This is a genomic window from Halobacillus sp. GSS1, assembly GCF_017307035.1.
Lineage (GTDB): Bacteria > Bacillota > Bacilli > Bacillales > Halobacillaceae > Halobacillus > Halobacillus litoralis.
In genome coordinates this window covers 226,984-247,195 of sequence record NZ_JAFLHE010000002.1, presented here as the reverse complement: position 1 = coordinate 247,195, position 20,212 = coordinate 226,984, and the positions used below count along the sequence as shown (strand labels likewise).

The 20,212-nt window shown below is 43.0% G+C and carries 22 protein-coding genes; 9 read left to right on the top strand and 13 right to left on the bottom strand.

The genetic code is table 11. The features are described 5' to 3' along the window. Positions 1–140 precede the first annotated feature (140 nt). Positions 141–734 (top strand): TetR/AcrR family transcriptional regulator, encoded by a 594-nt coding sequence (locus J0K78_RS07720; protein WP_206946140.1) that lies wholly within the window; start codon positions 141–143, stop codon positions 732–734. A 113-nt stretch (positions 735–847) separates the two neighbouring features. Here the strand turns inward: J0K78_RS07720 and J0K78_RS07715 are convergent, their stop codons facing one another. Further along, the gene (locus J0K78_RS07715) at positions 848–1,270 is read right to left on the bottom strand and encodes a MerR family transcriptional regulator (protein WP_206946139.1); all 423 of its coding nucleotides are present in this window, start codon (positions 1,268–1,270) and stop codon (positions 848–850) included. Positions 1,271–1,560: 290 nt separating this feature from the next. Between J0K78_RS07715 and J0K78_RS07710 the strand changes: the two genes are divergently transcribed. Further along, positions 1,561–1,959 carry a cupin domain-containing protein gene (locus tag J0K78_RS07710; protein ID WP_206946138.1) on the top strand — a complete coding sequence of 133 codons (399 nt, stop codon included), beginning with the start codon at positions 1,561–1,563 and terminating at the stop codon, positions 1,957–1,959. A gap of 156 nt (positions 1,960–2,115) precedes the next feature. Beyond that, positions 2,116–2,694: a DapH/DapD/GlmU-related protein gene (locus J0K78_RS07705; RefSeq protein WP_206946137.1), complete on the top strand. Its 579-nt coding sequence runs from the start codon at positions 2,116–2,118 to the stop codon at positions 2,692–2,694. Between the two features lie 214 nt (positions 2,695–2,908). On the opposite strand, the gene J0K78_RS07700 is transcribed toward J0K78_RS07705, so the two are convergent. From J0K78_RS07700 to J0K78_RS07690, 3 genes are all read right to left on the bottom strand, one after another. Then, positions 2,909–3,772 carry an aldo/keto reductase gene (locus tag J0K78_RS07700; RefSeq protein ID WP_242517766.1) on the bottom strand — a complete coding sequence of 288 codons (864 nt, stop codon included), beginning with the start codon at positions 3,770–3,772 and terminating at the stop codon, positions 2,909–2,911. Positions 3,773–4,102: 330 nt separating this feature from the next. Beyond that, positions 4,103–4,987, bottom strand: a complete 885-nt coding sequence (locus J0K78_RS07695) for an NAD(P)-dependent oxidoreductase (protein WP_206946136.1) — start codon at positions 4,985–4,987, stop codon at positions 4,103–4,105. 550 nt (positions 4,988–5,537) lie between these two features. After that, entirely contained in the window at positions 5,538–6,626 is a 1,089-nt protein-coding gene (locus J0K78_RS07690; RefSeq protein WP_206946135.1) for an NAD(P)-binding protein, read from the bottom strand. 220 nt (positions 6,627–6,846) lie between these two features. Between J0K78_RS07690 and J0K78_RS07685 the strand changes: the two genes are divergently transcribed. The 4 genes from J0K78_RS07685 to J0K78_RS07670 all read left to right on the top strand — a co-directional run bounded on the left by J0K78_RS07685 (position 6,847) and on the right by J0K78_RS07670 (position 10,683). After that, the gene (locus tag J0K78_RS07685) at positions 6,847–7,524 is read left to right on the top strand and encodes a response regulator transcription factor (protein ID WP_206946134.1); all 678 of its coding nucleotides are present in this window, start codon (positions 6,847–6,849) and stop codon (positions 7,522–7,524) included. Continuing rightward, the gene (locus tag J0K78_RS07680; RefSeq protein ID WP_206946133.1) at positions 7,521–8,888 is read left to right on the top strand and encodes a sensor histidine kinase; all 1,368 of its coding nucleotides are present in this window, start codon (positions 7,521–7,523) and stop codon (positions 8,886–8,888) included. The genes J0K78_RS07685 and J0K78_RS07680 overlap by 4 nt, the downstream gene beginning before the upstream one ends. Before the next feature lie 87 nt (positions 8,889–8,975). Further along, a complete protein-coding gene (locus J0K78_RS07675) occupies positions 8,976–10,004 on the top strand; it encodes an ABC transporter permease (RefSeq protein ID WP_206946132.1) in 1,029 nt (342 codons plus the stop codon). A 1-nt stretch (position 10,005) separates the two neighbouring features. Beyond that, positions 10,006–10,683, top strand: a complete 678-nt coding sequence (locus J0K78_RS07670; protein ID WP_206946131.1) for an ABC transporter ATP-binding protein — start codon at positions 10,006–10,008, stop codon at positions 10,681–10,683. Between the two features lie 73 nt (positions 10,684–10,756). Here the strand turns inward: J0K78_RS07670 and J0K78_RS07665 are convergent, their stop codons facing one another. The 5 genes from J0K78_RS07665 to J0K78_RS07645 all read right to left on the bottom strand — a co-directional run bounded on the left by J0K78_RS07665 (position 10,757) and on the right by J0K78_RS07645 (position 14,838). Beyond that, positions 10,757–11,176 (bottom strand): hypothetical protein, encoded by a 420-nt coding sequence (locus J0K78_RS07665; RefSeq protein ID WP_206946130.1) that lies wholly within the window; start codon positions 11,174–11,176, stop codon positions 10,757–10,759. Positions 11,177–11,181: 5 nt separating this feature from the next. Further along, entirely contained in the window at positions 11,182–11,721 is a 540-nt protein-coding gene (locus tag J0K78_RS07660; RefSeq protein WP_206946129.1) for a LytTR family DNA-binding domain-containing protein, read from the bottom strand. A gap of 13 nt (positions 11,722–11,734) precedes the next feature. Then, the gene (locus tag J0K78_RS07655; protein ID WP_206946128.1) at positions 11,735–13,186 is read right to left on the bottom strand and encodes a nitrilase-related carbon-nitrogen hydrolase; all 1,452 of its coding nucleotides are present in this window, start codon (positions 13,184–13,186) and stop codon (positions 11,735–11,737) included. 224 nt (positions 13,187–13,410) lie between these two features. After that, positions 13,411–14,493: a mechanosensitive ion channel family protein gene (locus tag J0K78_RS07650; RefSeq protein ID WP_206946127.1), complete on the bottom strand. Its 1,083-nt coding sequence runs from the start codon at positions 14,491–14,493 to the stop codon at positions 13,411–13,413. Positions 14,494–14,628: 135 nt separating this feature from the next. Next, positions 14,629–14,838, bottom strand: a complete 210-nt coding sequence (locus J0K78_RS07645) for a transcription initiation factor TFIIIB (protein ID WP_206946126.1) — start codon at positions 14,836–14,838, stop codon at positions 14,629–14,631. Positions 14,839–15,054: 216 nt separating this feature from the next. Here J0K78_RS07645 and J0K78_RS07640 point away from each other — a divergent pair, with 216 nt between their 5' ends. Both J0K78_RS07640 and J0K78_RS07635 read left to right on the top strand, forming a co-directional pair. After that, on the top strand, positions 15,055–16,158 hold the full coding sequence (locus tag J0K78_RS07640; RefSeq protein ID WP_206946125.1) for a GGDEF domain-containing protein: 1,104 nt from the start codon (positions 15,055–15,057) through the stop codon (positions 16,156–16,158). Positions 16,159–16,328: 170 nt separating this feature from the next. Beyond that, a complete protein-coding gene (locus tag J0K78_RS07635; protein ID WP_206946124.1) occupies positions 16,329–18,113 on the top strand; it encodes a sulfatase family protein in 1,785 nt (594 codons plus the stop codon). Between the two features lie 264 nt (positions 18,114–18,377). Here the strand turns inward: J0K78_RS07635 and J0K78_RS20160 are convergent, their stop codons facing one another. The 4 genes from J0K78_RS20160 to J0K78_RS07620 all read right to left on the bottom strand — a co-directional run bounded on the left by J0K78_RS20160 (position 18,378) and on the right by J0K78_RS07620 (position 20,013). Next, a complete protein-coding gene (locus tag J0K78_RS20160; protein ID WP_255534785.1) occupies positions 18,378–18,500 on the bottom strand; it encodes a hypothetical protein in 123 nt (40 codons plus the stop codon). Between the two features lie 115 nt (positions 18,501–18,615). Further along, complete coding sequence (locus J0K78_RS07630) at positions 18,616–19,059, bottom strand: GNAT family N-acetyltransferase (RefSeq protein ID WP_206946123.1); 444 nt, start codon at positions 19,057–19,059, stop codon at positions 18,616–18,618. A 63-nt stretch (positions 19,060–19,122) separates the two neighbouring features. Beyond that, on the bottom strand, positions 19,123–19,302 hold the full coding sequence (locus J0K78_RS07625) for a hypothetical protein (protein WP_206946122.1): 180 nt from the start codon (positions 19,300–19,302) through the stop codon (positions 19,123–19,125). A 273-nt stretch (positions 19,303–19,575) separates the two neighbouring features. Further along, complete coding sequence (locus tag J0K78_RS07620) at positions 19,576–20,013, bottom strand: cell wall hydrolase (RefSeq protein WP_206946121.1); 438 nt, start codon at positions 20,011–20,013, stop codon at positions 19,576–19,578. Between the last annotated feature and the right edge of the window lie 199 nt (positions 20,014–20,212).

Sequence of the window (20,212 nt, the reverse complement as noted above, 5' to 3'; positions counted from 1 at the left end):
TTTAACTAGATTATAAATCTATCATAGACCATTTTATACTGACCGGTCAATTTATTTTGACCAGTCAGTATAAAAGATTCGAATATCCTCTCTTTTTCTTGTATAATAAACAGAGCATCCAATGGAGGTTATATTAGAAAATGGCAAAAAAAGCAGAACAGAGACGCAAACAGATATTAAAAGCTGCCTTCCAAGCTGCAACCGAAAAAGGCTATGAATCCGTCACCCTGCAGGATATCGCCGATTATGCCGATGTCAGCAAAGGGGTCACGAATTACTACTTCAAAAATAAATCTGATGTTTTCACGCAATTGTTTGAATGGATCACGACACGCATCTATGAAAAAGAAGCTGCATCCATCAGTGAACAGGAAACAGCTATAGGAAAGCTTGAAGCCTATATCGATCGCGTATTCATCAGTCCAGAAGAAAATAAAAACTTCTACCGCGTGTACCTGGACTTTTTATCCCAAGTAAAGAATAACGAATCGTATAAAGAAATCAATCAAAAATTCTACGAAAACTGCTGGTCCATCGGCAGAGAAATCGTTCATCAAGGACTGGAAGAAGAGATTTTTGATGTGGACGATGTGGAACAAACAGCAATCAGCATCCGCTGTATGATTGACGGAAGCTTGATTCAATGGCTGATGAGAGATGACGATCAACTGCATGACTATTACCGTACGGCCTGTTACGAGTCCATTCTGAAAATCCTAAAATACAAAAAATAAAGCGACCGTTAGTCGGTCGCTTTTATAATGTTGTCCGCAAGGTATTATTTTCCTCTATATCTTCTGAAAGCCTTGTTTGATTTACCTCTGTTCATGTAACGGACTCCTTTAAACTATTTTAGTTCTTCATCCGTTCCTTTTCTATCGACAAACGTTTCATACAAATTCGCAGACCGGTTTTCCTCCAGACTGCTTTGATAAAAATCAATTTTTTTATTTAATAGATTCAGGTTTTTCTTGTAGATCTCAATCTGCTTTTTCACTTTATCTCTATGGTTGGTCAGGATATCAATCATTGCCACAGTACCTTCTTCTCCTGATTCCCATAACTGCGTATAGTTCTTCAGGTCTTCCATAGACATGCCTGTTTCTTTCATGTGCAGGATGAACTCCGCCCATAATTTATTATGTTCGGAATAATTACGGACATTATTCTTGTCACGATCTGGTACAACTAAACCCTCTTTTTCGTAATACCTTAACGTATGTTCACTGACACCGATCAATTTTGAAAGTTCTCCAATACGATACCCCATGGTTTACACATCCTTATTGTCTTTTTCATTTACAGAACAAATTCATAATGATGTCCCTACATCCGTTCTTCCTTAAGTTATATTTTACGATTATTTATCATTCGCTTCTCGTAAAACTTGCATTCCCCGTTCTTTTTTATTTTCTACCTATACATTACTACTTAGAGTTAACTTTAAGTCAAGGGTACGACCAGATGTTCCTTTTACATTTTACCCCTTGCCTTAAAGTGTACACGAAGGTCTATACTTTTCCTTGAAAACTCAATTAAAAGAATTGGGAGGTTAAGAGCATGGCTAATGAAGAGTTGCGGAACAGCACAATCTTTCCGCTAGGACAGAAAGTCGAATCTGATAATTTCATCGGTGACGCTTACTTGCAGATGGTGTTTACAGAGGAGAAGCCACTTAACACCGCCATCGGAAATGTAACCTTTGCTCCGAGAGCCCGTAATAGTTGGCACTCGCATACAGTGGGGCAAGTGTTGTTGGTTACGGGTGGGCAAGGCTGGTATCAAGAGGAAGGAAAACCGGCCCAGTTCATCGAAACCGGCGATGTGGTGAATATTCCGGCGAATGTAAAACACTGGCACGGAGCGACAAACGAAAGCTGGTTTGTCCACTTAGCCATGACACCGGGAGAAACCGAGTGGTTGGAACCTGTCGATGACGAGTGGTACGACCAGTTGTAAAAGGAAGTAAAAAACGGGAAAAGTCAATCTTACCATGTATAGGTTGGCTTTTTTCTCGTCAGCTGTAAACAGTCCCCCCTCCTTTTTTGCCTTAGAGTCCACTCCAAGGGGTAGAATGGGAGTAATGATCTTATGAATGAAATAAGGAGGACTCCCATGGATATCAACGGATTTTTGGACCACTTGAATAAAGGCAAGACTGTAGAAGGTGGATCTGAGGTTCATCAAGTCATGCACAAGGTATCACAGGAAGCATTGAAAATAACTGCAGAGCTGAACGGGAAATACCATCCCCCTGAAAAAGTTCGGGAGCTATTTTCCGAGTTGATTGGAAAACCAGTCGACAGCAGTTTCTCCATGTTCCCTCCCTTCTCCAGCGATTGCGGCAAAAACATCGAAGTAGGGAAGAATGTCTTCATCAATTCCGGCTGCCGCTTTCAAGACCAAGGAGGGATTATTATTGGAGATGGAGTGCTTGTGGGTCATAATGTCGTATTGGCCACGCTGAATCATGACGCCCATCCTGAGAAGCGCAGCACGCTCCACCCCGCCCCTATTAAAATCGGAAATAATGTCTGGATTGGTGCAAATGTTACCGTGCTCCAGGATGTGTCCATTGGTGATGGAGCAATCATCGCTGCAGGCTCCGTCGTTACGAAAGATGTTCCATCGAACGTTATGGTCGGAGGCGTCCCTGCGAAGGAACTGAAAAAAATTGATACATCTCAGGAGTAAAAATAGAAGTCGATCTCTTGAAGCGATGTGAAGCTATCTAACGAGTTTATGACAGCGTACAAGTGAAATATTTTAGAAGACAGGTGCTGATGCGCCTGTCTTTTTTTAAAAGAAACTGGCAGAATTAAATTCAAATAAAAAAGAGACCGATTTCTCGGCCTCTTTTTGCTGTTCCAAAATCGATGTTTTTTAGTGATCTTTCAGATTCAGAGTATTACAACTTACCACCGAATACAGGCATGACACTCGCCTCACCGTAATCTTTGATGGTTTCGATATTTTTCAAGAAATCCATGTCCTCATCAGAAATGGTGAAATCTACATCTGCATTATTCTTCATATGTTCCGGATTTGCCGTTTTAGGTAGTGGAAGAAGTCCATGCTGCAAGACATATCTTATGCTTAATTGAGGTACGGATACCCCATACTTCTCTGCAAGGTCTACCACTTTTTCATTTTTCAACAATTCTCCGTGGGCGATTGGTGAATAAGCTTCCACAAGAATATCTTGTTCCTGCGTATATTGAATTAATTCGAACGGTGTATTGCTGATATGAGCGAGGATCTGATTGACCATCGGTTTGACTGTACATGCACTGAGAATGTTTTCAACATCTTCTTTTTGGAAGTTCGATAAACCGATCGCACGTATTTTCCCCGCTTGATACGCTTCTTCAAGGGCTTTCCATGCTTCACGGTTTCCTTCGAAGTAACGATCTTCACCGCCAAAGTGCTTCCAGGGTTGCGGGCTGTGAATGATCATCATATCCACATAATCCAGTCCCATCGTCTCTAATGATTGATCAATGGAGGAAACGGCTTCTTCATATGATTTGACTTCCGCAGCCAGCTTTGTCGTAATGAACAAGTCTTCCCTGCCCACACCACAAGCGCGAATTCCTTCACCTACACCACTTTCATTCTGATACGCCTGTGCCGTATCAATATGACGATAACCGATTTCCACAGCATCCACTACAGCCTGTGCGACATCGTCATTGTCAATCATCCATGTTCCAAGACCTAATTTAGGAATCTCCATTCCATTTGATAACTTATACGTTTCCTTCAAAATCATGAGAACATCTCCCTTTTTTAGTTAGTGTTGAACGGCACTCACTCTGTGCCAAAAAAACCAAAGACATTCAAGTCAAATGTGGTTGATTTACGTGCAGTATATTGCCTAGAGTTAACTCTAGGTCAAGGATAAACATCTGGAATCATTCATATTTATAATGAAAAATAAAAACGCACATTTCCGGACGCTTGATGATCGGCTTCTTCCCTGCGCTTTAACTAGTGTGGTCAGACTTAATAATTTCAAGGATGAAATCTCTACTTGGGAAGCAGGACCTCATTCAATATGAAAAGAGTCCTTGGGAGTGTTCATCTCCTCAAGGACTCTTTTCTATGAGACTGGATTCATCATTTGATAGTACTTATACAGCGCCTGCGTCCCATCATTATCTCCACCTGATTCACTCAGTTCCTCATACAATTGCTTCGCAAGTTTCAATCCAGGAACAGGAATCTGCATATTCTCCGCAGAATCAATGGCGATCTTCATATCTTTGATAAAGTGCTTCACATAAAATCCCGGATCAAAGTTACCGTCAATCATCCTCGGACCGAGATTGGATAACGACCAGCTTCCAGCAGCACCGAACTCAATGCTGCTCAACACCTTCTTCGGATCGAGACCGGCTTTTTCTGCATATGTAATAGCCTCACAGACACCTAACATGCCGGATGCAATCGCGATTTGGTTACTCATTTTTGTATGCTGCCCTGCTCCTGCTTCACCTTGAAGGACGATATTTTCACCCATCGCTTGAAGGACGGGCAGGACTTCGTCAAAATACTCCTGATTCCCACCGACCATGATCGTGAGCTTCCCGTTTCTTGCGCCAACGTCCCCGCCGGATACAGGAGCATCATACGCATGAATACCAGCCTTTTCAGCTTTTTCAGCAATCTCCTGTGCCAAATCAGGAGAGGACGTTGTCATATCGATCACATACGATCCCGGCTTCGCATTCTCTAAGATCCCATCTCCACTGAGATAAACTTCCTCTACATCTGAAGGATATCCAACAATCGTAATGATTATATCAGAGTGCTCGGATAGGCGAGCCACACTTTGCTTCCAGTTTGCTCCTTCTGCTACCAGATCGTCTGCTTTTGCTTTCGTACGCGTATACACATTCAAATCATACCCCGCGCGCATCAAGTTGCGTGCCATGCTTTTCCCCATCACACCTGCACCGATGAAACCAATGGTTTGTTTAGTCATCTGCCTCTTCCCTTCTTAAAAAAAGTTGTCTCAAGTATAGCAACTTCAGCACTCTAAAGAGAAGGGAAATGCAGAATCCAGACACTAGATCGAAGTGTGTTTGTCCTTCTTATGCCGCCACAACAAAAAGACGAATTGACTGATGAAAACACCAATGAAAATCCCAATAAATGACGGCCAGTCAGCGTTAAATTCGTTGAGCACATACGTAACCACCACACCTAATAGTCCCGCAATGACCGAATAGAGGAGAAACTTCACTTTCCCAAAATGATATCCTCCTTTTTAAACGCGCATAGTTGTCCCTGGCACCTTTGGACTTCTATTACCTAAACCTTGCATACCCAAACTCTCCCAAGTAAAAAGACCGACTCCCCATTGTTATATGGAGAATCGGCCTCTTACTTAAATATCTTTTTCTTGCATGAAATAGCCATCAAAAAATCGATGACCGGGACTTAGATTTTGTTCTGGATAACGTTTTTCTCTCCTACCGTGAAAGCGGCAAATCAGAAAACCTTCAATATCGACTTTCACATCATTCAATCATTTATTTCGATATAAAAGGCTTCAGCAAGTGGCTCAGACCTTTCAAGACACCCATGTTCGGACGAGTCACAACCTTCCTTACCAACGGATTATGAAGGGACTTCGTCACTAGATCCAGCTGATGATTGCTCAACCTTTCAATCCCTCTGCGTAGAACAAGGGAATCTTCATAATCGTTGAAGAGTGGTTTGCATAACTTTTCATAATCCCCAAGACCACAAATATCATGAGCTGCATAAATACCAGTCAGAATGGATCCTGTCTGACCAAAACCTAAAAAAGGAGTAATGGCTCCGAAACAGTTACCAACAAAGAATGTGTTTCCGATTCTTGGATAATGACATTTTCCAACCAGATAATCGTTGATCGTAAATTCATGTTCTATTACTAACTCCTGCTCAAGCTTTCGAGAGGCTTCCTTAACCATGGCTTCCCAGTACTCACTTCTTTTCTGCAGCCACTCGTCTTTATATTGCGGGAAAACTATGACAAGAGTCGCTTCTGTATTGGAGTGAGGAATCAAGTAGCCCATACCTTGGGGAGCAAAATCGTTATTGAACCAGGTATGTACCTCATTTCGGACAAATTCCCCTTTGACGACAGCACCGGCAAAAGCTGAAGGGAGAGCGATGTCAAAGGTCTGGATCTGCTGTGTGTCCTGTGGATCACCCGTGGCTACGACCACGTGGGTATATTCTTTGGAGATGTTTTCATAATTTGCGTGGCTGTCATAATGGATGGTGCTATGCACTATCTGTTGAGCCAGTTGTTTCTCGTAAGAGTCCTCATATCTGCCTCTCATATTGACAAAGCCGATATTCCCTTCTACATAGGCAGATTCGTTCTCAGAATGAACAAAGATCTTCTGTACATTGCTGGCCGGCTTGAAGTGGATATCATACGTTTCAGAAAAGAATTTCACCGAATCATTAATGGGTCCATGAAGAATAGGGGTCATTAATTCTGCAATATCGTAACCTAAACCTATTTCGTTTCGTTGTTCGAAAACATCAGCACTATAGCCGTGTTTCTCCAGTGCCACGGCACACGAAAGGCCGGCAAGTCCTGCTCCGATGATCGCTATTTTCACAACGTTCCCACCTTTTTTTCCTAGTGTTCCTAAAACCTGCTGATTTATGTAAATCCTGTCTTTAAAGGGCATGCTCCGATACATTCTTTCTCTATACCACATAATACGACTATAGAGTCCTCCCTATACGAACGAAATCCAATATATAATAAGGCTGTTGTTAACCTTCTGTTCACTTTTACGATGTAACATAGAAAGTGGTGGAGAAAGGATGAATAGGATGACCTCAATTTTAATCATCGATGACGATCATCACATCGTAAATCTTGTAGGGGTGACTCTAAGGGAAGCTGGCTTTCATATATATAAAGCCGGAAATGGTTTAGAGGCCTTGGAACTGCTGGAAAAATCCGCGATTGATTTAGCTATTGTGGATGTGATGTTGCCAAACATGGATGGGTACACGCTTACCAGAAAAATAAGAGATACGTACGATATTCCGGTCATTTTACTCACAGCGAAAGGTGAACTCTATGATAAAGAGCAGGGCTACACGGCTGGAACGGACGATTATATCGTCAAACCTTTTGAACCTAAGGAATTAATTTTCCGGGTTCAGGCCGTCTTAAGAAGATATGATAGACCGAGCAATTATGTCATTCAATTACAGGACGTGAAGATTGATCAACGAAACTATGAAGTACAGATCGGTAAACAACACTTGCTTATGCCTTTAAAAGAGTTTGAATTATTAGCTTTATTAGCCTCCCGCCCGAACCAGGTTTTCAATCGTGACGCCTTGATTGAGAATATATGGGGGCTGGATTTTAAAGGGGATGAGAGAACGTTAAACGTTCACATCAAGAGAATCCGTGAACGTCTCGGCAGACTCACCTCTACGATTCGAATTGTAACGGTCCGTGGTGTCGGATATAAATTAGAGGTGACCTTCTCATGAAGTCCTTGTATTCCAAATTCCTGGTGACCACGTTATTCATCATGTTACTCAGTTCGTTTATCGGTTTTTTTATGGCCAATGCCTACTATCAAAATAAGCTGAAACCGGAAAACGACTCCAAAAACATGGAAATCGCCAGCAGAATCGCTGAGTACGCAGAAACACAGGAGAACCTTGATCAATATCTCGAGCATACAGCTTCTATAGGATATCAACTTTTCGTTGTCGACCGTCAAGGGGAAAGGCGTTCTTTTGGTGGGTCTTTTGATGAAAAGAATCTATCACCAGCGACCGTACAGGATGTCCTTAATGGGCAGGCTTATCATGGAATGAAGGATTTTCCTAGAAAGACTTTCGTGACCGGTTTCTTTGCGAATGAGCTGAAAAATTCTGTAGGTGTGCCATTTACTCACAATAGCACTACGTATGCTCTATTCCTGCGGCCGAACATCAAGCTTTTATTTAATGAAATACACATTCTCATGGGGTGGATGGGTTTAGCTGTTTTCATACTCAGTTTAGTCGCCGTACTCATTTGGGCCGCCATGATCATACGCCCTGTTCGTAAGTTATCTCATGCTACGAATAAAGTGGGAGAAGAAGGGTTCGACGTCCGTCTTAACATCCAAAGGAAGGATGAAATTGGACGGCTGGCTCTGAATTTCAAGGATATGATTTCCCGGCTTGGAGAGTTAGACAAGCTGAGAAGAACGTTCGTCTCCAACGTGTCGCATGATATACAGACGCCTTTATTGAATATTCAGGGCTACAGCCGTTTATTAGAAAGCCACACACTTTCTGAGGAAGATCGAAAAACGTACTTAAAAGTGATCCAAGAGGAAGCAAAGAGGATGTCTACATTATCCAAGCAGCTGTTGACCTTATCATCACTCGAACCAAACGGGCATGCATTTTCTAAAAAACCCGTGGATGTCACCGGCCAATTGAGAAATCTCCTTCATAAGTACTTTTGGCTTATGGATGAAAACAACCTTTCATTAACCTACTCTCTTGACGAGGTGTGGGTGAAAGGGAATCCGGAACTCCTTCATGCTGTTTGGGAGAACCTGTTAACCAATGCGGTTAAATATAATAAACCGGGCGGGAATATTGACATCGTGGTGTATAAGTCAGGTGATCAAATCGAAGTGATTTTCACAGATACAGGGATAGGTTTAAGATCCGGAGAGAAAGAACAAATCTTTGACCGCTTTTACCGTGCAGACTCTGCCAGAACCAAACAAGGGACAGGCTTAGGGTTATCCATCGTGAAGGAAGTTATCGACCTCCATGGAGGGAGCATTTCAGTATATAGCCGCTTGGAAGAAGGAACGACATTTAAAATCCTTCTTCCCCATATGTAATGGATCATTAACCTTTTGTTCACTTGCCTGATTTAAAGTAATCAGTGAAAAGAACAAAAGGTTTTTTTAGAAAGGATGAAAGGATCCATGCATATGGCTTGGAAAGAAATGAAAAAGAATAAAGTGAAATTTTTAATTGTAGGCTCCATCGTTTCCCTCATCAGTCTGTTGACGTTCATCATTTCCGGTTTGGCGAATGGACTATCACAAGACAACGTATCCTTGATAAAAAATATGCCAGAAGGAACGTTTTATATGAGCGGGGATTCTAATGATTCCTACACCCAGTCCCATATAGACAAGCAGAAACTGGAGAACTTTAAAACAGAAGATGAGCATTCATTCGCTTTTTCACTTCAAATGGGGGCTCTGAAAGCATCGTCCGACAATCAACAGAGTGTGGCTTTCCTGACTTCCACAGAAACTCCGCTCCTTAATACTGTGAAAAGTGGAGAAGTCATCCTCGACCGCTCATTAAAAGACGAAGGCATAAAGATTGGTGACCGACTGTCCAGTCCACAGTCTGAGGGAACGTTTGAAGTTGTCGACTTTATCGATAACCAGAAGTTCAATCATTCCCCTGTGGCATTTATCCATTCAAAGGATTTTAACCGCATGTTCAGAACAAAAGAATATCAGCTGATCTATAGTGAAGAGATAACAGAAAACATAGGAGGATTACATGCATTCTCAAAGAGTGAATTCTTGTCGACGATCCCAAGTTATCAAGCGGAGCAAATGACTTTGAATATGATTGTCTGGTTTCTCATTGTGATCAGCGGACTGTTATTTTCCATATTCTTTTATATGATGAATGTCCAAAAAATAGGCATGTATGGAATACTCAAAGCTCTAGGCATTCGTACAACTGATTTGTTCCAAATGATCTGGAGTCAAATGGCCCTGATCACCATGGCTTCACTTATTGTGGCTGCTTTGATAAGCCAGGCTTTTCAAGTTTTCGCTCCTGATACGATGCCCTATCACTTATCAGTCTCAACCACTGTTCAACTATCCGTTGTATTTTTCGTGGTGGGATTCTTAGGATCTACCTTATCAGGATTACAGATTAAACAAATTGAACCTTTACAAGCCATTCAACAAGGGGAGGCCTGACATGAGTCGATTACAATTAGAACAGGTAAGAAAGTCATTTATAAATGGTGACACGGAAGAAGAGGTATTGAGAGGTGTGGATGTAACACTTGAAGAAGGAGAAGTCACCGCTTTAATAGGGGCTTCAGGATCGGGGAAAAGTACACTTTTAACCATTGCTGCCGGTCTGCAACGACTTTCTAAAGGCCGGGTGTTATTTAATAATCAAAATCTAGCCGAATGGACTTCAGAACAAGTGAGAAAGGTTAGAGCTCAGCATTTCGGGTTCGTATTCCAAAGCTCCCACCTTGTCCCTTTCCTAACGGTTGAAGAACAACTTTCGATCATGATGGACATCGCTGACCGACGAGGAATCAAACAGGAAAAACAAAAACAGATCAAGAAAATCCTGGATGAAGTAGGGATGTCCCATCGATTAACTGCCTATCCCTCTTCCCTCTCCGGTGGAGAAAAACAAAGAGTCGCAGTGGCACGTGCCATCATCCATGAACCTGCGATCCTTTTCGCGGATGAACCGACGGCCAGCTTGGATTCAAACAGGTCAAGAGAAACGATGGCGTTGATTCAACAGGTCACTAAAACCCAGAATATGGCGGCACTGATCGTGACTCATGATGAAGAAATGTTGGAGTACATGGATCGTATTGTGAAAATGAGTGACGGAAAAATCGTTTCTTGAAAGGAATAAGAGGTCGGAGTGTTTTACTCTGACCTCTTTTCTTACGCTATATTTTATATCAAGTCCACGGCTATTAAGCCTTACTGTTTTCCGACTGCTTCCAGTGCAAGTATTGATTGTATTTATGGATTCTCTTATTTACGTAATGAATAAGCGGGAAGGATAACAGTAAAATGAGGGCTGCATAAACATAAAAAGCTCCCTCAGAAACAATGGATAATCCTCCAAACATCAGGTTACCAATTAGATATACGAATAAAATCAAAACCGATGAAACCGTAAACTTCACACGTAGCGTATAGCGACTGTTCACTAAGACCTTAAAATGAATGAAGAACGTGATGGAGCAGGAGACTACAGCGATCAACACGCTGATTGCATAACTAAACATCTGTGAAAATAATGGCTGCCCGGTCACAATAAGTAAGGATGCGCGGATCATCACACCGACACATACCGATAGAATCAGGGCTTCAAAAAAATATTTACGCAACTTCCTCACCTCATTCCTAAAAACGCTTTAAAAGACTTGACGTAACTTTTGGAAACTTCCACTTCTTTTTTTGACCCCGCAAACGTTAATAAAAGTCTTCGGTTGAACCATGGAATGACTTTCGTCACCGCATTGATGTGCACAATAAAAGACCGGCTCACTCTGACAAACTGGTCGCCTGGCAGGCGGTTTTCCAGTTGAAACAACCGTTCTTTCAGATGATAGGTTTCCTCAGAGGTATGACAGAGAACGACGGCATCCAGTGCTTCAAAATATAAAATATCTTCGTGGGGTAGAATGTAATACGCATCATTCAACATCCCTGTCACCTTAGATGTCACAGATCTCCTCGCATAATGGTGTAGTAAATCCACCAGCCCTTCAAGGTTGTCAGGATGAAAAACAATGCAAGGGAGCAATCCCTGGTGCAGCCCCTCTTGCACAAGATACACATCGGCACTGGCGTATAACTCAATCCCGAGCTCCTGAACTTTTGCAGCAACATACTCTCGAATCCTATCCTCACAAACTAATCCAATTTTCATGACTACTCCTTTATCAATGGCGTCTTTTTTTAAAGAAAAACACTAGAAGACCTATAAACACAACGAGAACCATTCCACCAAAATACTTCCCTGCAAACGCATAAAACGTGTGCGTTCCCTGGACAGGCATATGGCCACGCATCACCCAGTGATCGGTAGTAAAATGATTCATTTTCGCCAATGTCTGTCCTGTATAATCGGTCATCATGGACATACCGTTTACCGTTTGGGTAACGGTATTCGCTCCATTTTCAATGCCGCGGAAATTCCCCACAATCGTATGATAGGGCGATATTTCTTCCCAGTCTGCCGAAGGGATGAATAAATGGTCGATGTCTTTTTCCCCCACCTGATTGACGACGGAAGGGAAGTCTTTATCCCAGCATATGATGCCCGTTAACCGACCATAAGGCGTATCAACAGCCTGGATCTCCTTCCCTTTCGTTACCGTCTGTTCAATAAAATTGCCGCCATATTTATAGTGTTCTAAGGCAATCTCTCCGTTCGGATCGATGACATACAAGACATTTTCATTCTTTTTGGCGTCCTCTGTAAACACATAAGGAACGGTAATGATGTACACCTCATGTTCTTCCGCCATACGCTGCAAACGACTCAAGTAGGAGGAGCGCTGAGATTCATCCATCACGGCGGTTCCTTCTGAATGGTGAATGATTTTCGCACCCGCTTCTGCTTCTTCCGTGGTCCGTTCCATTAAGGTTTCGATTTGCTTTTCTGTTTTCTCGGTAAAATCCTCCAAATCCTTATTTCGCAAATTAAAGATCTCCAGGACCTCTTCATTGTTACGATCCAACGTATGAATGCCTGAAACGAGAACCGTTTGATGATCCACTGATCCGTTGACTCTCAAACTCCCCCAGACTATGGTAAGTAAAAGAACCATGACTGTTGCCAGGGCGACTCCCTTTCTGTGTACTTTCGGCCGATCAAGCGTCAGCCAATACACGATGGCAGCGACCCATGTAAGGACGAATGTGAGCCCTGTCACCCCAATGAGAGAGGCCACCTGCGCCATTGACAGGAAATGGGCCTGCGAATACCCAAGGACGCCAAACGTACCAAACGGGTTCAAATACACATTCATATAGTCTAGAAGGGCATAAGAGCTCGGGAAAATCAAAGTAACCAGAAAGGATCGGGACACCCGGTAACACATTTTCTGCAAAACGAAGGGCAGCGCATATAAAGCCCCCGCCACCGCAGGGATAAAACCGAATAGAGGAATATCCAATTCCGGAAGCATACGGTTAAAACTCAACTGATTCCCCAGAGCCATGATGAGCATAAGAAGAATCCACGCCCACCGGCCCCTCAAGTCCTTTACGGCAACCATGAAAACGAACGGAAACACCCAGGCAGCTATGGCAATCAGATATTTCCCGTTACTTAACATCATAAGTACTGTCCCTAATAATAATAAACTAAAAATGTACCTTTTCTTCAATTTCATGCCTCCTTTTCACTGATACTCTTATTCTAGGAGCTCAGCGCGGCAGAGGGATCTGTTTATGAATAGAAGGGACAAAAAGCACGGTCAAAGGTACAAATAGTAAAGTGAAAAGGGCAGACTCCTGCACGATTCTTAACTGCTTGGAAAATCCCTTTTATATACCCACAAAAAAAGGCATAAGCCTTTAATGAAGGCTTATGCCTAGACTTAAATAACTCTCAAGAGTCCTCTTCCTGACCTTTTAGTAAAGATGGGGGAGCAGATTTAATGTGCAGATCTCTTTGAGGGAAAGGAATTTCAATCCCGTTTTCATTCAGCTGCTCATAAATGGAGAAGTTCAGCTCACTTTTCATCCGGATCACTTCTTTCGGATCGGAAATCCATAGAAACAGTTCAAAATCCAATGACGAATCACCGAAACCTTTAAAATTCACGTAAGGCGCTGGTGACTCAAGGACGAACGAGTGCTCCTGCCTCGCTAATTCGGCAACCACAAGAAGGATTCTTTTCACCTTCTGCACATCTGTTCCATAGGCGACCCCGATGGGAATCGTCAAACGAAGCCTCGGATCCGCAAACGAACGATTCACTACTTTTTCCTCTAAAAAATAAGAGTTCGGGATGATGATGTGTTCATTCTCAAGCGTACGGACGACCGTCGCCCGCATGCTGATTTTTTCAACATCACCGATGACATCATCTATAAGTACTCGATCCCCGACTTTTATCGGTCGTTCAAAGAGAAGGATCAATCCGGATATGAAGTTAGAGGCGATGTTCTGCATTCCGAAACCGATTCCCACACCTAAGACCCCGGCAAAAACAGTCAGGGCACTCAAATCGATGCCGACCGTCGTCAAACTGACCAATACCGCGACGACCATAATGATATAATGGACAATCCGCTCCATCGTGAACTGGATCCCCTTATCCAAATGATGTCGCTCAAAGAAAAATGGCAGCAGGTGTTCATTCAGAACCTTTGACAGCCTGTAGGCAAAAGTAATGATCAGCACGGCAATAATGATTAGAAATAATGTAATCTCTACTTGGCCGATAGTGAATAGCGGAAATAAAAGCCAGGCGGAATCAGAGAAATAGAAAATCACGAATAAAAGCAGGCCATTGAACACAACCCAATTGATCAAAGAAAAGGCGGCCCGCTGGATACTTCCCCTGTCCCGGAATACCCGGTTGATCAATAAGCTCAATCCCAAACGGATCAAGAATAGAAACAATAAGAAGCCCAGCACGATAAGAATATCTGACCAAGGCCAGTTGGTTACCTGGTTGATTGACATAAATACTCACTCCATACAAGTCTATAATCCTTTTATTCCCTCTCAGGATATATTAAACAACATAATAGAAAACTCCTCCCCTTGTCGTTGTTGGACAGACGCCTGCTCCCTTTCACTTACAAGTCGATCCCTCAATTATTCGATCGTCCCTTTAAACTTCTCCGGCTTTTTCACATAGCTTTCGATGATATACCCGCAGCTTGTGCAGATGATGTATTCCACTTCAGAACCAAAAGACATGGCTTTATTAACGGGAAGCATGACAGCATATCCGTTCTGCTTTCCTCTCCCTAGTTCCCTTCCCCCACATTTTGGGCATTCGTCTATATTCGATGGATGTTTCACCCTGTCCCCTCCTCCTGCGGTGGTGCAAACGTTCTTGGAATCTTTTACACCGAACGCAGCTTTTTTTAGTTTTCTATTTTCTTCCTTTATAAGAAAAGTATATAATACTACACAGGCTGGACCAAACAATCCTCCCCTTCCCCGGAACATTAGTGTGAAGGTAAACCATATAACCTCACATACGGGGAAAATTCTTTACATACATAGGTGATTCCATTGATTTTAAAAGAATTAATATCCAACTTAGCCCTTTTGATCGCATCATTATTCACTTATACCCAAACGACCCAGGCCGCTCCCCTGAGCCGGTCTTCCACATTCAGGAACAAAATGGTTTCAGGGATTCTGGCGGGAGTCTTGAGCAATGTCCTTATGCAGTACAGCATGCGCTTCGACAGCACCATTGTTGACTTACGTCATATCCCGATCATTCTCGTCGCTTATTACGGAGGGACCTTCCCTGGGATTGCAGCCATGTGCCTCGTCGTCGTGGGCCGTTTTCTTATCGGATTCAATACATCATCACTTCTTGCTCTATTAATGATCACTTCCATTACACTGATTACATTGACCATTACGAGACTGAATTTGACGAAGCGAATCAAGATTCTGCTCACGTTAACCGCTTCGAATGTCATTTTCACAGGCATGATTGTCTATCTATTACAGAACAAAACCACCTTATTGGTTCTGATTCCTTCTTTTTGGATTATCTCTTATACGGCAGGATTCGTCTCTTTCTATGTCGTGGAATTTGTTCGTAGAAGCCAAAATCTATTGAATAAATACAAAGCAGAAGCAGCTACGGATGGTTTGACCGGATTGAACAACGTCCGCAAATTCGACCAATCTTTCAACGAGATCGCATCTCAGGCGGTACATAAGGAAGAAAAACTATCACTCTTGTACATCGATATCGATCATTTTAAAAAGGTGAATGATACCTATGGTCACAAAGAAGGCGATCAAGTGTTGATAGAACTGAGCCGGATTCTGAAAAACACCGTACGATCCTTCGATATTGTCAGTCGGAACGGTGGAGAAGAGTTCACAGTCATTCTACTGGATTGTCCGACAGACCGGGCCAATGAAATCAGTGAAAGAATTAGAGAAAAGGTAGAAAACCATTCTTTCCTCTTAACTACAGGCCAAATGATTCACATAACAGTATCCATCGGACTCGCCTGTTACAATGAAACGACCAGTAAGCCGAAATTGTTGATCAAAGAGGCCGACCATGCTCTTTATGATGCTAAACAAACCGGCAGAAATAAGGTGTGCATCGCACCCAGCCATCAGTGGGCGAGTCACCGAGCGTAACTTTACACAGTTACGCTCTTTTTTTATGTCTCATTTTAGTAAGCAGACGTTAAAGGACTTTACATAGGGTTGCTATCTTCTGAAACAAGCTTCCTGCATCCACCAAATAAAATAGATGCAGCCACATATATTTAAAATATGCAGGGAACACGGAAGAAAGGGTGAGTCATTTGGAGAAAAAGAAGCGGCCGAACATCCTTGTTTTGATGGTCGACCAGGAAAGGTATCCATCTGTGTACGAAACGAAGGAATTGAGAGAATGGCGGAAAGAAAATTTAGTGACCCAGAACTTATTACGTAAGAATGGTATGGAGTTTTTGAATCATTATGCCGGAAGTACGGCCTGCTCTCCCAGCCGGGCTACGCTTTACACCGGCCAATACCCTTCGCTTCACGGAGTAACACAGACCACCGGAGTAGCGAAAGGACCGTTTGATCCGGATGTTTTCTGGCTCGATCCAAACACAGTACCGACCATCGGGGATTATTTCCGTGCAGCTGGTTATCAGACGTATTGGAAAGGAAAATGGCACGCCTCCGATGAGGACATATTAGTACCCGGTACCAAAAATGCCTTTCCAAGCTATGACCCGAACACAGGAGTGCCGAATAGACAAAAGGAGAAAATTTACGAGGATGCAAACCGGTTGGGCCGCTTCGGATTTTCCGGGTGGATTGGACCTGAACCCCACGGATCGAACCCGCGTAATTCCGGCTCTTCGGCAGCTCTCGGAACCAGTGGACGGGATGAGGTTTATGCTACTGAAACCATCGAGCTGATCCAGGATCTCGAGAAACAGACCAGTGAAATAGATTCGCCCTGGTTCATCATGTGTTCCTTCGTCAATCCGCATGATATCGCACTGTATGGGGTCCTGACTGCTCTTTCACCAGCGTTCCAATTCAATATCGATCCAACACTACCCCAAATCCCGCCGGCACCTACTCATCAAGAATCTCTTTCAACGAAACCAGATGCGCAGGAAAGTTATCGAATAACGTATCCACAGGCGTTACAGCCCATCATCGACCAGCCCTTTTATCGGAAGCTCTACTACAGTCTGCAAAAGCAGGCGGACGAAGACATGCACAGAGTCTTTCGAGCTCTTCAGAAATCTTCCTTTTATGAAGATACCATCGTCATTTTCACATCGGACCATGGAGAGTTGCTTGGAGCCCACGGCGGCCTTCATCAAAAATGGTATAACATGTACGAAGAATCCATTCACGTCCCGCTTATGATCCATAGCAAGAAACTTTTCTCCCAAACAGAGCAGACAGACATGTTAACGAGCCATGTCGATCTTCTGCCTACAATGCTCGGACTTGCTGGGATCGATGCAGGCCAAATACGAGAGAAGTTGAGCCGCTCCCACAACGAAGCCCAACCCTTGGTCGGAAGGGATTTGACCCCTCTCATCAAAGGAAGGTCTCACTTTTTCAGAGCCAACGAACCTCTCTATTTTATGAGTGATGACGACATTACCAAAGGGTTGAATCAGACGACTGCAGCCGGGATCCCTTATGAATCCGTTGTGCAGCCGAATCACATTGAAGCCGTCATTACAAAAATCAAAACCGGGAAGAATCACGAGGAAGAAACGTGGAAGTTCGCCCGCTATTACGACAACCCCCAATTCTGGAGTGACCCTGGGTGTAGTGATACGTTGCAGAAGAAAGGCAAGGCCATGGAGGTAGAAAATGACATCCAATGCTCCTGCTGTGTAACCACAACAAAAACAGAACCTGTTCCGTCTCAATATGAACTCTATAACCTTACGACAGACCCGCTAGAAGAAAAGAATTATGCCGACCCTCAATACTCGACGCCAGAGTCAAGGATTGTGGAAGGATTATTGTTGAACACCTTGGAGCAGCAGTGCAACCAAAAAAGACTGGAGCCTTCAAGCGGCGAAGTGCCTGGAATGCCCTCATGCAATTGCCAGGAAAATTAGAGAGGTCTCATGATCAGAAATCATTAAAAAAGGATGAACGCTGCTTACGTTCATCCTTTTTATCCCTTTCATCTATGAGATTAAAAGATCCATAGGGACACTGCCGATAAAGACGCACAAGTAAGGAGAGGGAAAAGACATCCCACTCCCACGCATCCTTCCAGCAAACCATCTAATAATCTGCGAAATTTACCTTTATTATTTTTATGATCATGATCAAGCTCAGTCATGTTATTCTTTTCACCTATCTTTTTCTTATTCTTTTTACTCAAACCAGTAAATGAGCAGGGCACCTCTAACTATGATGGACCCGTGCATCAAGTATTTAAGAATGAATACAAACGTATCCATCTTCATGCCACCTTTTCTCAAGGACCATACTATCAAAGATGGCATCCTATGCATGCAAGAAAAATGTGCCATGGTGTGTCTCGTTATATTGTCCCCATCAAAAAAAGCAAACCCATGGTCAGTAGGTTTGCCCGCTTCAAGAAACAAAGTCTTATAAGACCATTTGCATCTCAATATCACGATCTTTCTGCTCAACTTTCTTAAACCCTATTTTTTCATAAACACGAATGGCTGCTTTGTTTTGTTCATCCACCTCTAACCGTACCTCATTCATGTCTTGGTCACAGTGATGAATGCCAAAGGCTATGCCCTGCTTCACGTAGGTTGCCCCTAACCCTTTTCCTATCCAATCTGGTCTCAAGGCTAACCCGATTTCCATGATGCTTCCGTTTACCTTGAACTCAAACAATCCAACAACTTCCTCATCCACGAAAGCGGCATATCCCTCACATCCACCAGGACCTCTTAACTGACCTGTTTGCAGAAATGACTCAAAATAAGGCTTCATTTCCACTTTTTCTACAAAGCCTTCATAATTCCATGAATCGATTTGTTTCACATCTTCCATCTTAATCGACCTGAACTTGAATTCCATTGAACCACTCCTTACTACAATTTCCAGGGTTATACTCTCGATTCAAAAAGGTCCTGTGCTGCTTTAATATCTTCTCCCTTGTCTTTTCGAAAGGAACAGAAGGACGAGACTATATCCAAGACTACCTCCAACAACAGTCAATAACAACTGTCCCCCATCAAAACCGGAGTGGGTGAACATGTTAGTAAGGATTAAACCAAAAAGCACGGCAAAAAACAGCAGAACGGCTTTCTTCCAATTCATGCTTTCTACACCTCCTCTTTGCTCTTCAGTGTTCCTTAAGACCAACCAAAATGGGGTCCTCCGCAAATGATCAAATCAAGTGATCGTTCACCCTGAAAATGGATTCGATACCTATGTATTGGCGGATTTTGTTTCTTTTCTTTCCCTGCCCATCATTTCTCCATTCCCATTATTTCAGACCCCTTCCTAGTACTCAAGGGGTATTTTAAAAGCGCAATCCTATGCAGGACTGCGCTTCATCTAGTCTTTCCATCCCTTGCCATCACTGGTTTCCTAAATGTAAACACTGGCACATGTTCCAGCTACAGGTTCATAATAGCAATGATTTTTATATCTGCCTGTAAATTGCTGTCCGTACCATGTAGGAGGGCATGTGGCATTTGGATTGAAATACCATAGGGCATATTTTGCCGGGTGCATCCTCCAATAATCCAGATTCTTCTTGGCTAACCTTTTTTCAGTTGATCGAGCCCGGTTATAAAAAAGATTTCCTTTCTGGACCGCTTCGAAAGAATAATTCCCTCCCTGTACTTGATAGATGACATCCCGGATGTTTCTTACATCCGTAAAATCCAGGCAGTCCGCGGCCGCCCGGTTCACAATGACATTGCCGACGTACAACATCCCCTGTTTCCCTTCACCCACGGCTTCCGCCCGCATCATCCGAGCCATCAAAGCAACATCTGAATCTGTATATTTTACTCTCACCATTTTTTACTCACCCCAACATATTCTATGAAAAAAAGCTGGGTTCATGTCATGATTCATCAATGGATGAGCTCTGGAATGCCTCGCTGGGTAAAGGAGACAAGTTTTAATCAGGAAGCGAAAAAGGCCCCCTACTTATAAAAGCCGGAGAACCTTTTATTACTACCAATTAAGGTGTGCGAATCACTCCACCAACTGCCAT